At 53.4% G+C, this 18601-nt stretch carries 14 protein-coding genes and 1 riboswitch; of the genes, 10 read left to right on the top strand and 4 right to left on the bottom strand.

The window, feature by feature from the left end; genetic code table 11:
* Positions 1–10: 10 nt before the first annotated feature.
* Positions 11–574: a hypothetical protein gene (locus tag J2Z18_RS00955; RefSeq protein WP_007128841.1), complete on the bottom strand. Its 564-nt coding sequence runs from the start codon at positions 572–574 to the stop codon at positions 11–13.
* 122 nt (positions 575–696) lie between these two features.
* Here J2Z18_RS00955 and J2Z18_RS00950 point away from each other — a divergent pair, with 122 nt between their 5' ends.
* From J2Z18_RS00950 to J2Z18_RS00940, 3 genes are all read left to right on the top strand, one after another.
* A complete protein-coding gene (locus J2Z18_RS00950; RefSeq protein WP_210094024.1) occupies positions 697–2271 on the top strand; it encodes a DEAD/DEAH box helicase in 1575 nt (524 codons plus the stop codon).
* Positions 2272–2349: 78 nt separating this feature from the next.
* Positions 2350–2697 carry a DUF3243 domain-containing protein gene (locus tag J2Z18_RS00945; RefSeq protein WP_210094023.1) on the top strand — a complete coding sequence of 116 codons (348 nt, stop codon included), beginning with the start codon at positions 2350–2352 and terminating at the stop codon, positions 2695–2697.
* 304 nt (positions 2698–3001) lie between these two features.
* Positions 3002–4240, top strand: coding sequence for a hypothetical protein (locus tag J2Z18_RS00940; protein ID WP_210094022.1), 1239 nt, complete (start codon positions 3002–3004; stop codon positions 4238–4240).
* A gap of 127 nt (positions 4241–4367) precedes the next feature.
* On the opposite strand, the gene J2Z18_RS00935 is transcribed toward J2Z18_RS00940, so the two are convergent.
* Positions 4368–4898, bottom strand: a complete 531-nt coding sequence (locus J2Z18_RS00935; RefSeq protein WP_210094021.1) for a hypothetical protein — start codon at positions 4896–4898, stop codon at positions 4368–4370.
* A 304-nt stretch (positions 4899–5202) separates the two neighbouring features.
* On the opposite strand from J2Z18_RS00935, the gene J2Z18_RS00930 reads away from it, so the two are divergent.
* The 5 genes from J2Z18_RS00930 to J2Z18_RS00910 all read left to right on the top strand — a co-directional run bounded on the left by J2Z18_RS00930 (position 5203) and on the right by J2Z18_RS00910 (position 10508).
* Positions 5203–5682, top strand: coding sequence for a glutathione peroxidase (locus J2Z18_RS00930; protein ID WP_210094170.1), 480 nt, complete (start codon positions 5203–5205; stop codon positions 5680–5682).
* 490 nt (positions 5683–6172) lie between these two features.
* Complete coding sequence (locus J2Z18_RS00925; RefSeq protein WP_028404116.1) at positions 6173–7534, top strand: FAD-dependent oxidoreductase; 1362 nt, start codon at positions 6173–6175, stop codon at positions 7532–7534.
* Positions 7535–7673: 139 nt separating this feature from the next.
* The gene (locus tag J2Z18_RS00920; protein WP_007128834.1) at positions 7674–8276 is read left to right on the top strand and encodes a DUF4352 domain-containing protein; all 603 of its coding nucleotides are present in this window, start codon (positions 7674–7676) and stop codon (positions 8274–8276) included.
* Positions 8277–8545: 269 nt separating this feature from the next.
* Complete coding sequence (locus tag J2Z18_RS00915; RefSeq protein WP_144877945.1) at positions 8546–9142, top strand: TetR/AcrR family transcriptional regulator; 597 nt, start codon at positions 8546–8548, stop codon at positions 9140–9142.
* 112 nt (positions 9143–9254) lie between these two features.
* Complete coding sequence (locus J2Z18_RS00910) at positions 9255–10508, top strand: MFS transporter (RefSeq protein ID WP_210094020.1); 1254 nt, start codon at positions 9255–9257, stop codon at positions 10506–10508.
* Positions 10509–10656: 148 nt separating this feature from the next.
* Here the strand turns inward: J2Z18_RS00910 and J2Z18_RS00905 are convergent, their stop codons facing one another.
* Together J2Z18_RS00905 and kimA are read right to left on the bottom strand one after the other, a co-directional pair.
* Positions 10657–12072 carry an amino acid permease gene (locus tag J2Z18_RS00905; RefSeq protein ID WP_245255799.1) on the bottom strand — a complete coding sequence of 472 codons (1416 nt, stop codon included), beginning with the start codon at positions 12070–12072 and terminating at the stop codon, positions 10657–10659.
* Positions 12073–12367: 295 nt separating this feature from the next.
* On the bottom strand, positions 12368–14194 hold the full coding sequence (gene kimA / locus J2Z18_RS00900; protein ID WP_210094019.1) for a potassium transporter KimA: 1827 nt from the start codon (positions 14192–14194) through the stop codon (positions 12368–12370).
* Between the two features lie 176 nt (positions 14195–14370).
* Positions 14371–14553, bottom strand: a riboswitch (cyclic di-AMP (ydaO/yuaA leader).
* 574 nt (positions 14554–15127) lie between these two features.
* Here kimA and J2Z18_RS00895 point away from each other — a divergent pair.
* On the top strand, positions 15128–17191 hold the full coding sequence (locus J2Z18_RS00895; RefSeq protein ID WP_210094018.1) for a molybdopterin-containing oxidoreductase family protein: 2064 nt from the start codon (positions 15128–15130) through the stop codon (positions 17189–17191).
* Positions 17192–17602: 411 nt separating this feature from the next.
* Entirely contained in the window at positions 17603–18580 is a 978-nt protein-coding gene (locus tag J2Z18_RS00890) for an ABC transporter permease (RefSeq protein WP_007128827.1), read from the top strand.
* The last annotated feature ends 21 nt before the right edge of the window (positions 18581–18601 follow it).

Below are 18601 nucleotides of genomic sequence, written 5' to 3'. Positions count from 1 at the left end.
TCAAGGCTGTTTAGCCAGGGGCCGCGGCTTTGGCCCGTTTACGCTGCTGGATCCAAGCCTGAATGCCGATCAGGACCCATTCTATGAGATGATAGAATACGGCGATGATGAGCGCATGGAGCCAGCTGCCGACCGGAACGGCAGGGATCACCGACGCGAGTGCGTAAATCAGGATCGAATCGGTGATCACGGTGACGGTCTGCTTGACGTATACGGAAGCGTCCCGCCGCAGCCATAGGCGCAGCAGGGTAATCATGATCGGGTGCACGAGGCCTTCAAAGATCAGAAACCCGATCAAGAGCAGCAGGGGCAGGCTTAGCAGCACGCCGCCGCTGTTATAGGCAAGCATCTGTCCCGCAGAATCGGTCACCCGGAACAGGAGTGCATACAGGATGGAGAACAGCTCGATCGGCACAATGATAAAGGCTGCGAGAAGCGGAACAAGCCACAGCTTTCTCTTAAGGGGGACGGGCGGTTCCCCGTCCCGTCTTGAAACATAATTCATCATCATGTTAATCAAGGTGAGCAGGATCAGCAGAACGAGTACAGTGACTATGAGCTGGAGCGGATTCATTGGGGACACCTCCTTGCCGTGGTGGGATGAATCTTCTAATATTGACATTACCAAAGACAGGGTCGTTTGTCAGTTTCTTAATACGATTCAATAGCGAAAAATACTTAAATGAGGTGGAACGTTTGCCGAACTTTCAACAGCTGGGCATTGACGAGCAGAGAGTGAGAAAATTGAAGGAGCAGGGAATCGCGGTACCGACGCCGGTGCAGCAGGAGACGATTCCGCTGCTGCTTGAAGGGAAGGATGTCATTGCCCGGGCGCGGACAGGAACCGGCAAAACGCTGGCCTTTATGCTCCCGATTTTGCAGCATATCGATCCGAATCGTCCTTTCCCGCAAGCGCTCATCATCGCGCCAACCCGGGAGCTGGCCCTCCAAATCACGGAGGAAGCCCGGAAGCTGACCGCAGGGGAGCCGGACGGGATTAAAATATTGGCCGTGTACGGCGGCCAGGATGTCGAGAAGCAGCTGCGCAAGCTGGAAGGCGGCCGGCATTTGATTATCGGCACGCCGGGAAGGCTGCTGGATCATCTGCGACGCGGCACACTGGAGCTCGGCGGGGTTAAAATGCTCGTGCTCGATGAAGCGGATCAAATGCTGCATATGGGCTTTTTGGCCGAAGTGGAGGCGCTGATCGATGCCCTTCCATACCGACGCCAGACGATGCTCTTCTCGGCTACGATGCCTGCAGGGGTGAAGCAGCTTGCGGCTCGTTACATGAATAAACCTGAAGATATTGTTATAAAAGGGGCATCCCCCATTCCGTTGGAGCAGATCAAGCAGGTGGTTGTCGAGTGCACCGACCGGTCCAAGCAGGACGCCCTTCGGGCCATGATCGAGCGCTACCGGCCGTTTCTTGCCATCATCTTCTGCCGTACCAAGCGGCGGGCATCGGCTCTAAACGAAGCCCTGCTTGCTGCCGGATACGAATCGGACGAGCTTCACGGTGATCTGTCCCAAGCCAAGCGTGAAGCGGTCATGAAACGGTTTCGGGAAGCCAAGCTTCAGCTCTTGGTCGCCACGGACGTGGCAGCCCGGGGGCTGGATGTGGAAGGGGTTACCCATGTTTTTAACTACGATATGCCCCATGATGTTGAAAGTTACATCCACCGGATCGGCCGGACGGGGCGCGCGGGAGGCAGCGGAATGGCAGTGACCTTTATGGCTGCCAAGGACCGTTCGGACCTGGCGCGGATTGAGGAGGGCATCTCGCTTCGCTTGAAGCGGGTGCGCTATGACGCACACGAGGGGAACGTCCAGGAGGAGCGCGCGAACAATGCGGGTATGGAGTCCGGCCGTCCGAGAAAAGCTAGACATGTCTCTTCGCTTGAGTCTGACCGTGAGCGGGGGCAAGGCGGCGGGCGAAGAGAAGGCGGAACGGGCTCGGCACGCCGCGGCCAGTCGGACCGCAGCTCCCGGGGAGGCGGCGGCAGCGCCGATGGCCGGGGAGGCCGCTCCCAAGCCAAGGGGAGAGCGGAGCAGCCACGCAGGGAAGAGAGCGGCGGGCCCGGGAGACGTGCAGGCGCGGAAGAGCGCAGCCGTGGGCAGAGCAAGAGCCAAGGCGGTGCCGGCCGTGGATCGGCAAGATCCGGCGGCCGCAGCGGCAGCCCCGCCCGTGGCCAGGACAACCAGGGCGGCAGCCGCGGCTCCGGCAGCCGGGGAGGAAGCGGCCGGAGCGGTGGACGGCGCGGCCGTTAACGCCATCCGGTGGTTCATTCGCAGGCCTTGCGGTTAATAACTGATCGTTATCTAATCCAATCACAAGGAGGCGTTATCATGTCTGAACATAATCATGTCGTGAACAAGAACGGTGAGCTCGATGTAAGTAAGGTCGATGACGCGATAGATCGGATTGACGATAAGGAGAAGGAGCGGATCCTGGCTGATTTCGACTCGTTTCAGGCCTATTTGAACAAGCGAATTCAGCTGGCCGAGAGCATCGGATTGAATGAGGAGCAGCTTGCCCAGGCGGCGGAAAAGGTGGCCGGCTATCTGGCTGCAAACGAAGAGCCTAGAAATTCGGAGGAGAAGCTTCTTCAGGAATTGTGGAAGGTCGGCACACCGGAGGAGCAGCACCAGCTGGCTCATCTGCTCGTCAAGCTGGCACAGAAACGTCAGGCTTAGCCTTTCTCACATGGTGTCAGGCAGCCTTTCCCGGCAGTAATTCCGGGGAAGGCTTTTTTGATTTTGAGCTGACCTGTGCCTTGGGATGATCTAGATGGAGCTGCCTAAAAAAGGGTCTAAATTCATCTCCTCCCGGGAAGGATTTTGCCGTATTATAAAGGTTAGAGCATTCATACATAAAGAATGATTATATAGAATGTTAGAATGAGTATTGGAAGGGAAGCAGGATCATTTCACATAATTGGCCCTCATCCCGTTCAATATCTTATAAAAGTCAAACGTTGAAGACAAAGGAGTTGCCTGCATGTCCCTGTTGATTCATGAGCAGAAAGAACCCAAAATGCAGCCCTTTTACTGGATACTGACGTTCGAGGCGTACTCGATCGCCATGCTGCTCGGGCTCGGGTTGATCGTCGGCCCGGTGGTCCTTCTGCTTCTCTGGCCTTCCGTCTGGACCTGGCTTAGCTTGCTGGCCGTGCCTGTCGGAATCATCATGTTTGTCAAGCTGTTGAAAAGTCTGAGGAAGCAGGTGTGGGCGAATACGCATCTGGATCGATACGCATTGTACGAGGATCGCGTGGACTATGAGCTGTGGGATCCGGCTACGGGAGAATCGGAGCAAGGAAGCGTCCGCCTGACCGATGTGGTGGAGATGTACTATGGACGTTACGTGCTCCAATACAGCTATGCTTATAAGAAAACCAAAATGATGGAAAGAAGCCCGGTTGTCGAATTGATGCCGGTCCTCTATCTGATCGCCCGCAGCGGGATGAGGGAGCGGGCGATCGCCATTCCGTTCTTGGATCCGATGGATGCGAATCGTTGGCTGGAGGTCATGAGCGGGAGAAATGTACCGCTATATCTGACTTCGCTTATCATCCATGATTTCCGCGATGCATCGGTGCCGCAGCAGCTGCGGAGCGATGAGGATTTGAAGGCAGCGGAATTTGACGGGAATATCGAGCGCGACTTCCGTCCGTATATGGAGCAGTTAATTGAAGAGGAAGAGCAGCGCGAATATACGGAAGCTGAACTGGAAGAACTTGAGCATGGGATGAAGCTTCTAGAATACGAGGAGGAGCTGAGAAAGAGGAAGTCCGCCTTTCGCGGGGTCGGCAAGCTGGCTTGGCTTGTATTTCCGGTTCAATTCGCCATCGGTTATTGGCTGGTGAGATTAGCGGATAACGGCTCAATTAACCCGAACAATTACGCCTATTCGATTTCGCTGCTCGGCAGCTTCAGCATTCTGTTTTTTATCCTTGTGAAATGGATGCGATGGCCGCAGATCATTATTTTTTCTTTGGCATCGCTTGCTTCATTCTTTTTTGTGGATTTCTCGGACATTGAGACGGATCCGTCCTATATCATGTCAGGAAGTTTGTTGGCATTGTCCTTCATGCTTCTCCCGTTATATGGCTTAGTCTATCTTGGGATCCGCCGTCTGCGGAAGGACCGCGACGCGAAGAATCTGCCGCCGGCACCCGAGCCGTATAGACCAGCCGCTAACGCTCCCGAATCGGAGATCGAAGTTTACAAGAGCTAGAAACTAGATTGTGATCAAGCCATGATGCTGTTTTAGCGCATCGCTGGGAATACAACCGGTTGTTCAAGCATTCGGAACTTTGTTTCACACTTGCGAACAATTTTATAAGCAGTAAAAAAGCGCGGCCCTAGGGCTGCGCTTCGTATTGGAGATAGTAGGTATCCATCGGCTGACTTGTATAAGTCGTATCGAGTTTCTTCTTCTCCCCAGGTGCGAGTGTCACACGCTCGTATGTTTCGGTAAATACCTCTTCTTTATCCTTATCATAAACGGAAACCCGTATATTGCCGGTGAACGTTTCGCTGCTATGGTAATTGCCGGCATAGACGAGAATATCGGCGCCATCATCATTTCTGTATGCCCCGGCATAAACAATGATATGATCCTGGACGCTCGTCAGGCTGGACTCCTCCTTTTTTTCTTCGAAACTCTGATCCAGCTCGGCCAGCATCGTTTCTTGCTTATACAAGGATTCCTGCGTGATCAGTCCCACGGGAATCGTCACGATAAAATAAAATACCAAAGCCGTGAGGCCGGTACTGCGCAGTATGGTTTTCCGGTCGTAACGGCCAATCATAAGTCCTACCCATGCAATCAGGACAAAGAGGAGGACAATGAGATGCCAAGGGGATAAAAACATTTCTGGGTACAATTTCATGCTTCTTCCTCGCTTACATGTTAAATTGCAGCAGTGCGGCTGCAGCAGGGCACATCCATCCAATCCCATTCCCGGGAAGGGATAGGACGAAGCAGACGAGCCATCGCGGCGAATCAGACTGTTAGTTTTTTTGCCTGCCCGATAAATATAAATTTATCATAATACAAATGCTTTCATTTGGGTATCAGTCCGAGGTATCGAAATTTGGTTTCTCCCCATGATTTCAGGTATGATGAGGAATAGATGGTGAACGCCGGATCAGCGTAATCCAAACATGGTAGCACTATAGAGGAGGGAATGAATGATGTCAATCTATGATTATCAAGCCGTCGATACACAAGGCAAACCCATTTCGCTCGAGGATTATAAGGGCCGTGTGCTGCTTATTGCGAACACGGCCAGCCAATGCGGGCTGACGCCGCAGTACGGGGAGCTTCAGGAGTTATATGAGCAGTACAAGTCCAGAGGTCTGGAGGTGCTTGGCTTTCCTTGCAACCAGTTCGGAGGACAGGAGCCGGGGACGAGCGAGGAAGCGGAATCGTTCTGCCAATTGAATTACGGCGTAACGTTCAAGATTTTCGGGAAGATTGATGTAAACGGGGAAGAAGCCCATCCGCTCTTTCAATATTTGAAGTCTCAGCAGCCTGGTCCTGAAGGAAACGGAGAGATTGCCTGGAACTTCACCAAGTTTCTTGTAGATCGCGAGGGTCAAGTCGTGCAGCGGTTTGAGCCGCGGGAGACCCCTGAATCGATGAGAAGCGCAATTGAATCGCTGCTGGATTAAAGATTTCGAGAGTTTTGCGAATGCTAAGAGGAGGGCTGTAAGTGCCGGGATTTAGCTGGACGATCCGGTCACTGCAGTCCTGTTTTTTGCTGTGCAGCCCCTTTCAGAACATTTGAGCCCCTGGCTTCGGTGTCAAACGTACCTGGCGGAAACGACCGAAATAGTATGCTCTGAAGCCGGCTCATTCATTCCCGTTCATCCAGTCTCAAAAATTAGAATAACAGCTAGCCGTTTGCGCAATCATAAGAATCAATGGAATGAGTCACAACAAGATTGTGAATTTGTGAACAAAGTGTGGCTATTTCAAAAGCCTATTGAAATGTGAATTAAATCACATTATAATGAAACCATAGTAAAAGTGAATTAATTCACAAACAAGCTTGGGCATCGGGATCAGAAGCAGAATGGCATCAACGGTTACCAAGCATGATTCCATGCCAAACAGATCATCTTAAACAAATACAAGCTTTACTTTGGAGGAGGAAAAACCATGAAAGTTGCCGTTATTGGTTGTACCCATGCAGGAACGTCTGCCATTGTAAATACCGCCAAGCTGTATCCAGATGCACAGATTACCGTTTATGAACGCAATGACAATATTTCCTTTTTATCGTGCGGCATCGCACTGTATGTCGGAGGCGTCGTGAAGGATCCGGATGGATTATTTTATTCCTCGCCGGAGAAGCTCGAAGAGCTGGGCGTCGACACCAAAATGCGCCACGAGATCGTATCGGTTGATACCGACCGCAAAACCCTTAAGGTGCGCAATCTGGTCACGTCCGAAACCTTTGACGATACGTACGACAAGCTGATCATTACGACCGGCTCTTGGCCGATCGTTCCGAAACTTGAGGGCATTGACCTGGACAATATCCTGCTCTCGAAGAATTACCGCCATTCCAATACGATTATCGAAAAAGCGCGTCATGCGAAGCATATCACCGTCGTAGGTGCCGGGTATATCGGCGTCGAGCTGGTCGAGGCCTTTCAGCAAAACGGCAAGCAGGTTACGCTGATCGACAGCGCTGACCGCATTCTGAACAAATATTTGGACCGTGAATTCAGTGATCAGATCGAGAATTCTTTCCGGGAAAAAGGAATTGAGCTGGCACTCGGTCAGACGGTAACCTCCTTCCAGGGAGAGGAGGGCAAAGTAACCAAGGTGATTACCGACAAGGGAGAAATCCAAACGGATCTGGTCATCCTCTGCATCGGCTTCCGTCCGAACACAGGGCTGTTTAAAGGACAGGTCGACATGCTCGACAACGGAGCCATCGTTGTGAACTCGTACATGCAGACCAATAAGCCAGATGTCTATGCAGCGGGCGATTGCTGCTCGGTGCTCTATAACCCGACAGGCAAGATGATGTACATTCCGCTGGCGACGAACGCCGTGCGGATGGGGACGCTGGTTGCCCGCAATTTGGTGAAGCACACCACCCCTTATATGGGGACGCAAGGCACCTCGGGCCTCAAAATTTATGAGCATAACATCGCGTCCACTGGGCTGACGGAAGGAGCCGCTAAGGATGAAGGACTTCAGGTCGAAGCCGTAACGATCACCGATCATTACCGTCCGGAATTTATGCCGACGTCTGAATCGGTAACATTGAAGGTCGTATATGAGACGGAAACCCGCCGCGTAATCGGTGCCCAAGTGATTTCCAAGGCAGACTTGACCCAGTCGATCAACACGCTGTCGGTATGCATCCAGAACCGGATGACGATTGACCAGCTGGCCTTTATCGATTTCTTCTTCCAGCCGCATTACAACAAGCCGTGGAACTTCCTGAATACGGCGGGATTGCAGGCGCTGCCTGAAATCCAAACCGAGACACCTGTGCACGTATAACTCATCCCTTCGAAGCCCCCCTTTCCAGGGGGCTTTTTCGTGTTTATGCAGGATTTTGCGAATGCATGGCGAAACTATTTAAGTTCAGGATTAAGGAAAGATTCTAATCAAGCCATGACTGCGATAGGAGGTAATATGAATGAGGATGAATCCGATGATGATAAAAATTTCGGCTGCAATACTGACGATGCTGCTTATTGGAGCCTGCTCGAATGATCAGGCTGCTCCGCCGGCGGAACAGCCCCCTGCCGTAAGCGGAGGCGGCGATTCAGGCAATGCCTCAGGGTCCGCTGAAGACCCTTCAGCCAAGCCCCAAGAGGATCAGACCGCTACGCCGGACGGTGGCAAGAAGCTGAGTGCCGGCGAGACAGGCGTTGTCGGCGATACGATCGACTATTACGGAATCGTGATTACGCTGAACGGATTGCGGGAATCGGAAGGGGACGATTATAAAAAGCCCCAGGATGGCAATATGTTCAAGGTTGTCGATCTAACCGTTAAAAATAACGGAACCGAGCCGGTGGTCATTTCGTCCGCCTTATCGTTTGCGCTGACAGATGACCAGGAGGTGCACTATACGCCGGCGATCTCCTCGGATGTGCAGACCCTCGATGGAACCATAGCACCCGGGGAGGAGCTGAAGGGTGAAATTTCCTATGAGGTAGCTAAAGATGCCAAAGGTCTGCAGCTGAGCTTCGGGGATCCGATGAAGATGGACAGAGCTGTCTGGAATTTGGAATAAGACGAATCATAGCTAAGAATGTAGGCAGCACGATGACAGGAGGGTTTTCGATAAAACGAAAGCCCTCCTGTTCTAGTTATTCAGGCCTTTCCTTTACATTGCGGGAGGGTTGGGGTATGATGGATGAAATTAAACCGCATAGTCGGTTTTTTTCTGAAATCAACGAATTGGTTTGAACAATGGCGATAAATCGGGCTCTGGTTCCACCCAAGAAGGGCTGCAGGACCTTGTCCGTAACGGCAATTCATTGTAGCAAGGAGTGCTTTTCGATGGCAACAGAGAAAGCTCAACGGAAGCGGGACCTTATTCTGGAGAAAGCGAAGATGCTCTTCATCCAGCGCGGATATGCGGCAACGTCCATGGACGAATTGGTCAAGTTTACCGGTGCCAGCAAGGGCAGCATCTATTACCATTTTGACAGCAAGGAGGATCTCTTTATCCAGCTACTTGCCAAACAGAATCAGGAATGGATGGAAGCATGGCACGAGAAGAAGGCGAAGTACGGAAGCTTTGAAGAGAAGCTGTATGGGATCGCTGATCATATGGTCGATGATTTTCAAAACCCGCTCACGAAGGTTGCAGAGGAATTTTACATCAACCAGCCGAATGACAATACGCTGCTGAATAAATTGCTGGCGATCCTGCAGGGGCCGCGGGCCCTGTACCTGGAAATCCTGGAGGAGGGTGCCGATCAAGGAATCATTTCTCCGGAGGATATCGAGGAAGTATCCGTTATATTCGGATCCCTTCTCGACGGCTTGTCGACCACGTTCTATGAACGGTCACAAGAGGAATTGCGCATGCTGTACCGGAAGGGCGTCAGCATTTTTCTGCAAGGGGTGATGACTGGGCGAGCCGAGGACTGACCGGATGACCAAGCTTCTTTTGATAAAGCATAGGAACATGCGAAGGCATGCTCCGTGCTTTTATGAATATAAATAAACCGACTAGTCGGTTTCAACTAAGGGGGCATGAACAATGAAGCATCTGTTTCGCAACAAAGCATTTGTACTGCTCACGATTTCGGATGTCCTGCAGAACATCGGCATCTGGATCCGCAACATGGCGCTGCTCTACTTCATTATGGAGAAAAGCCATCATAACCCGGTAGCCATATCGCTTCTGACCGTTATTGAATATGCGCCGATCTTTCTGGTTTCGATTATCGGCGGCGTACTAGCCGACCGCTGGCGGCCGAAGCGCACGATGATTTGGGGGGACATCCTGAGTTTCTTATCCGTGCTGCTCATCCTGTTCGTCGTATTTGCAGGATATTGGCAGGCGGCCTTCGCCGTGACGCTGATCTCGGCCGTTGTCTCCCAATTCTCCCAGCCGTCCTCGTTCAAGATCATCAAGCGCTGCTTGCCGGATGAGCATGTCTCGTCGGCGACGGCATTGTCCCAGACGCTCATGTCGCTGTTCATTATTCTAGGGCCGATGATCGGGACGACGATCTATCAAGCCTTCGGCCTCGAAGCGTCACTGATTGGTCTGCTTGTCATATTTGCCGGCTCTGCCGCCGTATTGGCATTCCTCCCCTCGCATGTGGATGAAGCAGCGGATAGGGCCGAATCTGCAAGCTCTTTTACAGAAGAACTGAAGGAGGGCTTCCGCTACATCGGCCGTACCGGATGGCTGAAGGTGCTGTTGGTGGTTTATGTTCTTCTGGCGCTCGGGGCGGGACTTGTCCAGCCGCTCGATATCTTTGTCATCACCGAGCGGTTGATGCTGGATATGACCAGCGTGCAGTGGTTTACCGCGCTTGAGGGTGCAGGGATGCTGATCGGGGGGATTATTGCTGCCGTCATCGCCGGGAGGGTGAAAGGCTCGTATCTTCTGTTTGCTGGCCTTGCCTTCCTGGGGGTGTCCACATGCATCGAAGTACTGTCGAAGTGGCCGCTCCTGACCGGTGCCATGCGTTTTGTTACGGGCGTGCTGATGGCGCTGGCGCAAACCGTCTTGATGGCGCTGATGATGCGGCAGGTTGATGAACAATATATCGGGCGTCTCAATGGCGTCATGACGCCGGTCTTTACCGGCATGCTGCTGATCGGCTCCGGACTGACGGGATGGTATATGGCGGCATCGTCGATCGTTGCGGTATATTTCACGGCAGGAGCCATATTCCTGGTATCCTCGTTCGTCAGCATAAAGCTTCCCGCCGCCAAGGTGCCGGTTGAAGGCATGCCTGCCGGGCCGACGGCTGCCCCTAAAGGCGTGATGGAATCCTAGAGCGCTCAGCTCAACAACTTACTTATAAGAAAAGAGAAGGGACTGTCCCAGGTCAATGGACCTTACGGGAGAGTCCCTTCTTCTCTTCGTTAATGATGAGGTCAAGGCTGGTTTAATCTATGGTAGCGCGCAAGACGTTCACTCGAAGTCAGGATTCGTCTGGTGCTGCGTCTTGGCGCAGCGAGCTGTGCCTGTAACCATACACGGCGTAGATAATGATGCCGAGCCCGATCCAGACGATGAACCCGATCCAGGTGATCCGCTGCAGCGTCGTGAGCAGGTACAAGCAGCTGAGCGTGGCGATTAAAGGCAGCCATGGAACCAGCGGCACGCGAAAGGTCCGCTTCAGGTTAGGGTGCGTCTTGCGCAGGACAATGATGCCTAGCGAAACGGTAATAAAGGCGAACAGCGTGCCGATGCTGGCCAGGTCCGCCAGGTTTCCAAGCGGAACGAAGCCCGACAGCGCCGCGATGCAGATGCCGGATACCCAAGTGCTGAATACGGGCGACTTCGTCTTCGGATTGACCGAGCTCATCCGTTTCGGGAGCAAGCCGTCCCGACCGAGTGCGTACAGCAGCCGGGATTGACCGAACAATACCCCCATGAGGACGGTGGTCAGGCCGGCGAGGGCTCCGAGCGAGATGAAGTAGGACATCCAGTCCTGCTCAATATACAGCAGCGCGAAGGCGACAGGGTCTTTCACGTTCAAGAGATGATACGGTACAAGGCCGGTTAATACCGCCGTAACGGCAATGTATAGGATGGCAACGATAAGCAGAGAGCCTAATATGGCGACTGGCAGGCTTTTCTGAGGCTGCTTCACTTCCTCCGCAGCTGTGGCGATTACGTCGAAGCCGATATATGCGAGGAAGGCGATGGCCGCCCCCGTCATGACCCCTTCGATGCCGAACGGAAGGAACGGCGTCCAGTTGTCCGGCTTCACGTAGAAAACTCCGACACCGATGAACAGAACGATGACGGCTATCTTCAGATATACCATGATGGTGTTGAGCCGGGTCGATTCCTTCGCACCCCGGGATACGATCCATGTAATCAACAGCGCGATGACGATCGCCGGCACATCCACGTATGTGCCTTTCGCAGGATTGAAGGCACTTGTAATGGCAACAGGAAGATGAATATTGAACCCGGACAGAATGCTCTGCACATACCCCGACCAGCTGCTGGATACGAGGGCGCTTGCAAAGCCGTATTCCAGGAGCAAATCCCAGCCCATCAGCCAAGCGAGGCCTTCCCCAAAGGCGGAGTAGCTGTACGTATACGCGCTGCCGGCTACCGGCACGGTGGAGGCGAATTCGGCATAGCATAGTGCGCAGAAGGCGCATACCAGCCCTGCCAGGAGGAATGACAAGATCAGTCCCGGACCGGCATGGGTGGCGGCCGTCACGCCGGTTAATACGAAAATTCCCGTTCCCACAATAGAACCGACGCCAAGGACGATCAAGTCCATGACGCCGAGCTGTTTCTTCAATGCGGAACGCACTTCTCCGCCTGTCAAAGACGGAATCGGCTTCTTGCGAAGCAGATTGTGTTTCAAGCTCATAAATGGAGTCTCCTAGATGTTTATTTAGATAGATTTCCCCGATGCATGACCCATCCATTCCGACATTATAAAGAAAAATAAGACGCTTAGAAAGCCTAAGGCTGCCTGTCCCCAGAAAAAAGCCTATGTCGAAGGTGTTGGCGGCCATGCGCGTACGCTTTCCTTCGGTAAATTACCAGTCTCTTCCCAATCCATCTCAGAAGAATCAGCATCAGCCGCTTGGGAGCGGATGTGGGAAGCGAACCGGATGCAAAGGCAGAAAAAAGCCCGTCCCCGCCATGGGTCCGGGCTGCAGCTATTTCTTCAAATGATAAGGAACCGTTGTAAGAATAACATCCCGCCGGTAAAGCAGATGAGCGCGAATGAGCAAGCTCGACTGATTGTGCAGGAAGTTGTGCCACCCCTTCTTTGGAATGAACTGTGGAATGACGACCGTCACCTGGTAGTCGGACTCGCTGGCCTTGCGCTGTACCGTGTCGATGAATTTAGTGAGCGGCGAGATGATGCTTCGGTATGGCGAATGCAGCGTCACCAGCCGGACGTCCGGCTGCCACTTCTTCCATTTTTCCTCGAAAGCAATCTGGTCTTCCCGTTCAAAATTCACGTAAACGGCGATGATTTGGTCAGCGGACAGCGATTTGGCATAATTGAGCGAGTTCTCCACCACATGCGTAATGCCGGCTACCGGCACGATAATAATGTTGCCTTCGATCGGCTTTGCCGGCTCGCAGGTCGTAATCCGCAGCTGATCGGCGACCGCTTCATAGTGACTCCGAATCCGGGTGAAAATCCAGATGATAAGCGGCAGAAACAGAAGCACCGACCACACCTGGGCAAATTTCGTGAAGAAAAAGATCAACGTTACCGCAAAGCTGATAACAGCCCCCGTCGTGTTAATGACCAGCTTGGGGATCCAGCCTTGAGGCTTCTCGCGAATCCACTTCACCATCATTCCCGTCTGCGACAAAGTAAACGGAATGAATACGCCGACGGCGTACAACGGGATCAGATGCTCGGTTTTGCCCTCGAAGGCCACGATCAGCACGATGGACAGAAGGCCAAGGATGATGATGCCGTTGGAATACCCCAAGCGGTCCCCCCGGACCGTGAACATTCGCGGGATGAACTTATCTTTTGCCAGGTTGACGGCCAGCAGAGGAAATGCCGAATACCCCGTGTTGGCGGCCAGGATCAGGATTAACGCAGTAGTCCCCTGAATGAAATAATACAGCGCGTTCCGGCCGAAGGTATGCTCGGCGATTTGGGAGACAACCGTCACCTCTTCGCTGGGGCTGACCCCGTAATAATAGGCCAGGAATACGATCCCTGAAAATAACAGGGCGAGCAGGGAGCCCATCGCGGCCAGGGTTTTGGCGGCGTTGTTCGGCGCGGGCTCCTTGAAGTTCGGGATGGCGTTGGATATGGCTTCGACCCCGGTCAGCGCGGAGCTGCCTGAAGCGAACGCCCGCAGGAGCAGAAACAGGCTCAGTCCGGCGACGGGCGTGCCGATCTTGGTGTGCAGGTCCGGCGAAGCGTGGCCGGTTGCAATATCGTAGAGACCGACGCCGATCAGAATAAACAAGGCCAGCACGAACAGGTAGACCGGATAGGCCAGGATCGAGGCGGATTCCGTCACGCCCCGCAAGTTCAGCACAGTAAGAAACAGGACGAACAGCACGGCGATCCCGACGTTATAGGGACGAAGCTCGGGAAAAGCCGACGTAATCGCATCCGTCCCGGCCGATACGCTGACCGCAACGGTTAGGATATAGTCGACGAGCAAGGAGCCTCCGGCAACGAGGCCTGGATACATGCCCAGATTCCGTTTCGACACGACATAGGCTCCACCGCCCTGCGGATAAGAGAAGATGATCTGTCTGTACGATAGGATCAGCGCCAGCAATAAGACGAGAACGCCGATGGCGATCGGGATGGAATACCAATAGGCAGCCGCGCCGACAGTCATCAGCACCAGCAGGATTTGCTCGGGGCCGTAGGCGACGGATGACAGGGCATCGGATGACAAAATCGCCAGGGCCTTGGTTTTATTCAATTTTTGATCGCCTAATTCATTGGATTTGAGCGGTCTTCCGATGAGGAAGCGCTTGATGGAAGATAGCATCGTGTTTCACCACCGATTCGATTTGGATTTTGGGTCGTTCTCCCTAAAAAAGCATAAAGCTATGTGGCTTGGGTGAATGGTCAAGGGCCGGGCATGGGATGCATCTCCATTTCGATTTTTCGATTTTTGGCATAGAAAAAACACAGGTTAGAGCCTGTGTTTTTTGCACAAGTTCACAACCCTCCCATTAACGCCTACGAGGTTAGCTGTCGGATTCGGGCGCGAGAGTCGCCCTACCTGATGCCGCGCGGGACCGGCCGCGGTTATTCAGGATTCACCCCATAGTATGGCTGCCGCATCGGCAGGCATACGCTTCGGTTCCCCCATTTTCCTCTCTGGAAATTCGGCGAATCAACTGTGAGATTATATTGGATTTGAAATCTGAATAGTATATTACGCCTGCGGCATTCGATTGTAAAACGGCCTTTTGCCGCTATTTTCGGCAGTAAGGAACCGAATGATCCATAAGTAAGCGATTACATAGGATACGGACTTTCGCGGGATCATTATTTTGCAGATTTACGCAATAAATCGCTGAATGCGAAGATTTGGAAACTGAAAGCGCGGTAGGGAAAGCAGAAAACGCGGTGAGGGGAAAAGGTAGGCGTGCAGATAAAAGAGGATGCTCCTATCGAAGAAGCAAGCCGAAGAGAGCATTCGCGGCCGCTTCTTGAGCCGGCCGTAATGTAAATTCGCCATGCCGTATCTCGGGGGAGGAGATACATGCATGGCGAATTTTTGGGAGTGGTCCATGATATGGCGAGGAGGAGAAAGGGTCTGGGTTTCTCATCCTTGCTCTTGATAGAAATATACCCGGGAGTTCGAGGGGTGAATCACATCTTTAGAAAAAAATGTATGACTTTACGATAAGGCTGATTTTTTTTAAGATAAGGGGATACGAAAGAGGCTGGAGGACAAGGGGGAGAGGACAAATTGATTCATCAGAAACACGGCGTATTTCCGGCGGTTTGCCCGCTGGATTGTCCGGATACTTGCAGCCTGCTGCTGCATAAAGAGAACGGGAAAATCGTAAAGGTTACAGGCAACCCCGACCATCCGATCACGCAAGGCGCGATCTGCAATAAAGTCCGCAATATGGCTCACCGGGTATACCATCCGGAGCGTGTCCTGTATCCGCTGCGCCGGACCGGCCCGAAAGGGGCCGGCTCATTTGAGCGGATCAGCTGGGACGAGGCGATCCGGGAAATCGCGGACCGGTACAAGGCGCTGATTGCATCGGATGGTCCGGAAAGCATCCTGCCTTACAGCTTCTACGGGAACATGGGCATCTTGAGCGTAGACGGCATGGACCGCCGCTTCTTCAACAGGCTGGGCGCCAGCAAGCTGAAGCAGTCCATTTGCAATTCGGCCGGAAACGAAGGCTGGAAATCGGTCATGGGCTTCAACGGGGGGACGGTCCCTGAAGACACGGTGAACGCCGATGTGATCATCGTCTGGGGCGGCAATATCGTCAGCACGAACATGCATCAGGTGGTGCTCGCCGAAAAAGCCCGCAAGCGGGGCGCGAAGGTCGTCGTCATCGATGTTCATAAAAATCAGACCGGCCAATGGGCGGATTGGTTCATTCCGCTGTATCCCGGTACGGATGCCGCGCTTGCCGTCGGGATCATGCACGTCCTGTTCCGGGACGGGCTGGTGGATGAGGCGTTCATGGAACGTTATACGATCGGCCATGAGGAGCTGAGGGAGCATGTGAAGACGTACACGCCGGAATACGTGTCTTCCGTAACGGGCATTCCGGCCGACGATGTGGCGAAGCTGGCCGAGCTGTACGGCCGTGCCGGCGTGTCTTACATTCACATCGGCAACGGTCTGCAGCATCATGATAACGGCGGCATGACGGTGCGGAGCATTGCGGCCCTGCCGGCGCTGACCGGGCAGTGGCTCAAGCGGGGCGGCGGGGCCGCCAAATCAAACGGGGGTTACAACAGCATGAACAGCGAGGCTTTGGAACGGCCGGATCTGCGGCCGAACCCGGGTGCGCGCACGATTAATATGAACCGGATCGGGGAAGCGCTGGCCATGACCGAGAAGCCGATCCGCTCGGTATTCGTTTACTGCAGCAACCCGCTGGTGGTTGCTCCGGATACGGAGCGCGTGAGGGAGGGTTTTGCGCGGGAGGATCTGTTCACGGTCGTTCACGATTTATTCATGACGGACACGGCCAAGTATGCGGATATCGTATTGCCGGCCACCTCCTCCTTTGAAAGCACGGACCTGTACGCCTCGTACTGGCACCAATACGTTCAGCTTCAGGAGCCGGTTATTCCGGCGCAGGGGGAAAGCAAGAGCAATGTTGAGCTGTTCTCCCTGCTCGGCCGGGCAATGGGATTTGAGGAAGAAGCCTTCCGGGAATCGGAAGAAGAGATGATTGCCCGTGCGCTTGATAATCCCGATAATCCGTATTTAAACGGAGTGACCCTGGACAGGCTGAAGGCAGAGCGCCATGTCAAGCTGGACATGACGCCTCTCGAGAGCTTCCTGGACCGGCTTCCGACCCCTTCGGGACGGATCGAGCTGTATTCGGCCAGACTGGCGGAAGCCAAGCTTCCGCCGCTGCCGACCTATGTGCCGCTGAAGGAAGGCTATGACGGGGTGCGGCGCGGACGGGGGAACCGGTATCCGCTGATGTTCATTTCCCCGCCGAACCACAATTTCTTGAACTCGACCTTTGCCAATGTCGAGAAGCATCAGAAGATGGAGAAGGAGCCGACGCTCCAGATCCATCCCGAGGATGCGGAGCAGCGCGGGATTGCCGACGGCGATCCGATCGTTGTGTTCAACGATCGCGGAACCTACGAGGCTCGCGCCAAAGTGGTGGATAAGATGCTGCCGGGCACCGTGGTCAGCCAAGGCCTCTGGTGGGAAGGCGAGGGCCGGAAGCAGCGGGCCAATGCCCTTACGCCGGACAGGCTGGCAGACATGGGTGAGGGGGCAACCTTCTTCTCGACCGTTGTCGAGATCAAGCGCACATAAGCCGAAGGGGAGGCCTCTCCCCGATATCGGAATATGCGCGAATGCCGTAAGCGGTACGGAGCTAAATGAATGCGCGGGGTGCAGTGCTTCAAATGCGATGGGCAATGCCCTGAAACGATCCATTTAACCGATACAAAAAAAGTAATTGATAAGATCAAGATGCCGTCTATCATTAGGCGGCATCTTTTTTTATGCCGTGGGCAGGCAGACTTTATACTTTTTCAAGCTGTGTCCGTACCGATCATCCGTCAGAAGTATAAAAAATCGCGGGTTTGTTATATAGTTTCACCCCATCGCCAAGGTTAGAATGTCCTTAAGTCCGAAAGACCGCAGCCCTTAGGCTGGCGTTAACGTGTGTCGCAAGGATGTTCGCATGCGCCTTGACTATATTTTTCAAGCGGGAGGAACAACATGTCCCAATCTGCACCGAAACAGCGGCCGGCAACGGTTACCCCGGGGCCCCGAATCCACAGCTCCAGCTTCTTGCGCCGCTTCATGAAACAATGGGATGTCCAGCTTATGGTCATTCCCGGAGTCATCCTCGTCTTCATATTCTCATATTTGCCGATGTACGGGGTGATTACCGGATTTATGGATTACAACCTGTTTACGGGCTCGAGAATTTGGGAGAATCCATGGGTCGGTTTCAAGCATTTCGAAGCCTTCTTCAACGCGCCGGAGTTTGAGCGGCTGATCCGCAATACCCTCGTCATCAGTTTGCTAAAGTTCTTTATCGGCTTCCCGGCACCGATTTTGCTGGCGCTTATGCTGAACGAAGTCCGCCATATGTTCTTTAAACGGACGGTCCAGACGCTTACCTATTTGCCTCATTTTCTATCTTGGGTCATCGTGGCCGGTCTGACGATGTCGATGCTGTCCACAGAGAATGGAAGCGTCAACATGCTTCTGAAAAGCGTAGGTTTGATCAACGAGCCGATTAACTTCCTCGGCATGAAGGAATATTTCTGGTCGATTCTAATCTCGGCGAATGTGTGGAAGGAAATCGGGTTCAACTCCATTGTGTTTATGGCTGCCATCGCAGGGATCGACCCGGCACTGTATGAAGCAGCCGATATCGACGGCGCAAGCAAATTCAAGCAGATTTTCAACATTACGCTGCCTTCCATCATGCCGGTTGTCATTATTTTCATGATTCTTGCCATTGGCAACCTGGTCAATGCGGGATTTGAGGATATCCTGCTTCTCGCAACGAATCCGGTGCTGAGGCCGGTGTCCGATGTTATCGATACGTACGTCTACCGCGTGGGGCTAGGCACACACCGCTATTCCTATGCTGTCGCCATCGGGCTATTCAAAGCCATCGTCAGCGTCACGCTCTTGACGATTGCCAACTACATGGCCCGCCGATCCGGCAACAGTCTGTGGTAAGATTCGCAAGCTTAGGAGGTA

It is taken from the genome of Paenibacillus lactis, from assembly GCF_017873605.1.
In the GTDB taxonomy this organism is placed as follows: domain Bacteria; phylum Bacillota; class Bacilli; order Paenibacillales; family Paenibacillaceae; genus Paenibacillus_AQ; species Paenibacillus_AQ lactis.
This window is presented reverse-complemented; position numbering and strand designations above follow the sequence as displayed.

Excerpts from the sequence above, each read along its gene's own strand:
- kimA (WP_210094019.1), bottom strand. The coding sequence starts at position 14,194 with ATGCTATCTTCCATCAAGCGCTTCCTCATCGGAAGACCGCTCAAATCC.
- J2Z18_RS00925 (WP_028404116.1), top strand. The coding sequence starts at position 6,173 with ATGAAAGTTGCCGTTATTGGTTGTACCCATGCAGGAACGTCTGCCATT.
- J2Z18_RS00905 (WP_245255799.1), bottom strand. The coding sequence starts at position 12,072 with ATGAGCTTGAAACACAATCTGCTTCGCAAGAAGCCGATTCCGTCTTTG.
- J2Z18_RS00940 (WP_210094022.1), top strand. The coding sequence starts at position 3,002 with ATGTCCCTGTTGATTCATGAGCAGAAAGAACCCAAAATGCAGCCCTTT.
- J2Z18_RS00945 (WP_210094023.1), top strand. The coding sequence starts at position 2,350 with ATGTCTGAACATAATCATGTCGTGAACAAGAACGGTGAGCTCGATGTA.
- J2Z18_RS00920 (WP_007128834.1), top strand. The coding sequence starts at position 7,674 with ATGAGGATGAATCCGATGATGATAAAAATTTCGGCTGCAATACTGACG.
- J2Z18_RS00955 (WP_007128841.1), bottom strand. The coding sequence starts at position 574 with ATGAATCCGCTCCAGCTCATAGTCACTGTACTCGTTCTGCTGATCCTG.
- J2Z18_RS00915 (WP_144877945.1), top strand. The coding sequence starts at position 8,546 with ATGGCAACAGAGAAAGCTCAACGGAAGCGGGACCTTATTCTGGAGAAA.
- J2Z18_RS00890 (WP_007128827.1), top strand. The coding sequence starts at position 17,603 with ATGTCCCAATCTGCACCGAAACAGCGGCCGGCAACGGTTACCCCGGGG.
- J2Z18_RS00910 (WP_210094020.1), top strand. The coding sequence starts at position 9,255 with ATGAAGCATCTGTTTCGCAACAAAGCATTTGTACTGCTCACGATTTCG.
- J2Z18_RS00930 (WP_210094170.1), top strand. The coding sequence starts at position 5,203 with ATGTCAATCTATGATTATCAAGCCGTCGATACACAAGGCAAACCCATT.
- J2Z18_RS00935 (WP_210094021.1), bottom strand. The coding sequence starts at position 4,898 with ATGAAATTGTACCCAGAAATGTTTTTATCCCCTTGGCATCTCATTGTC.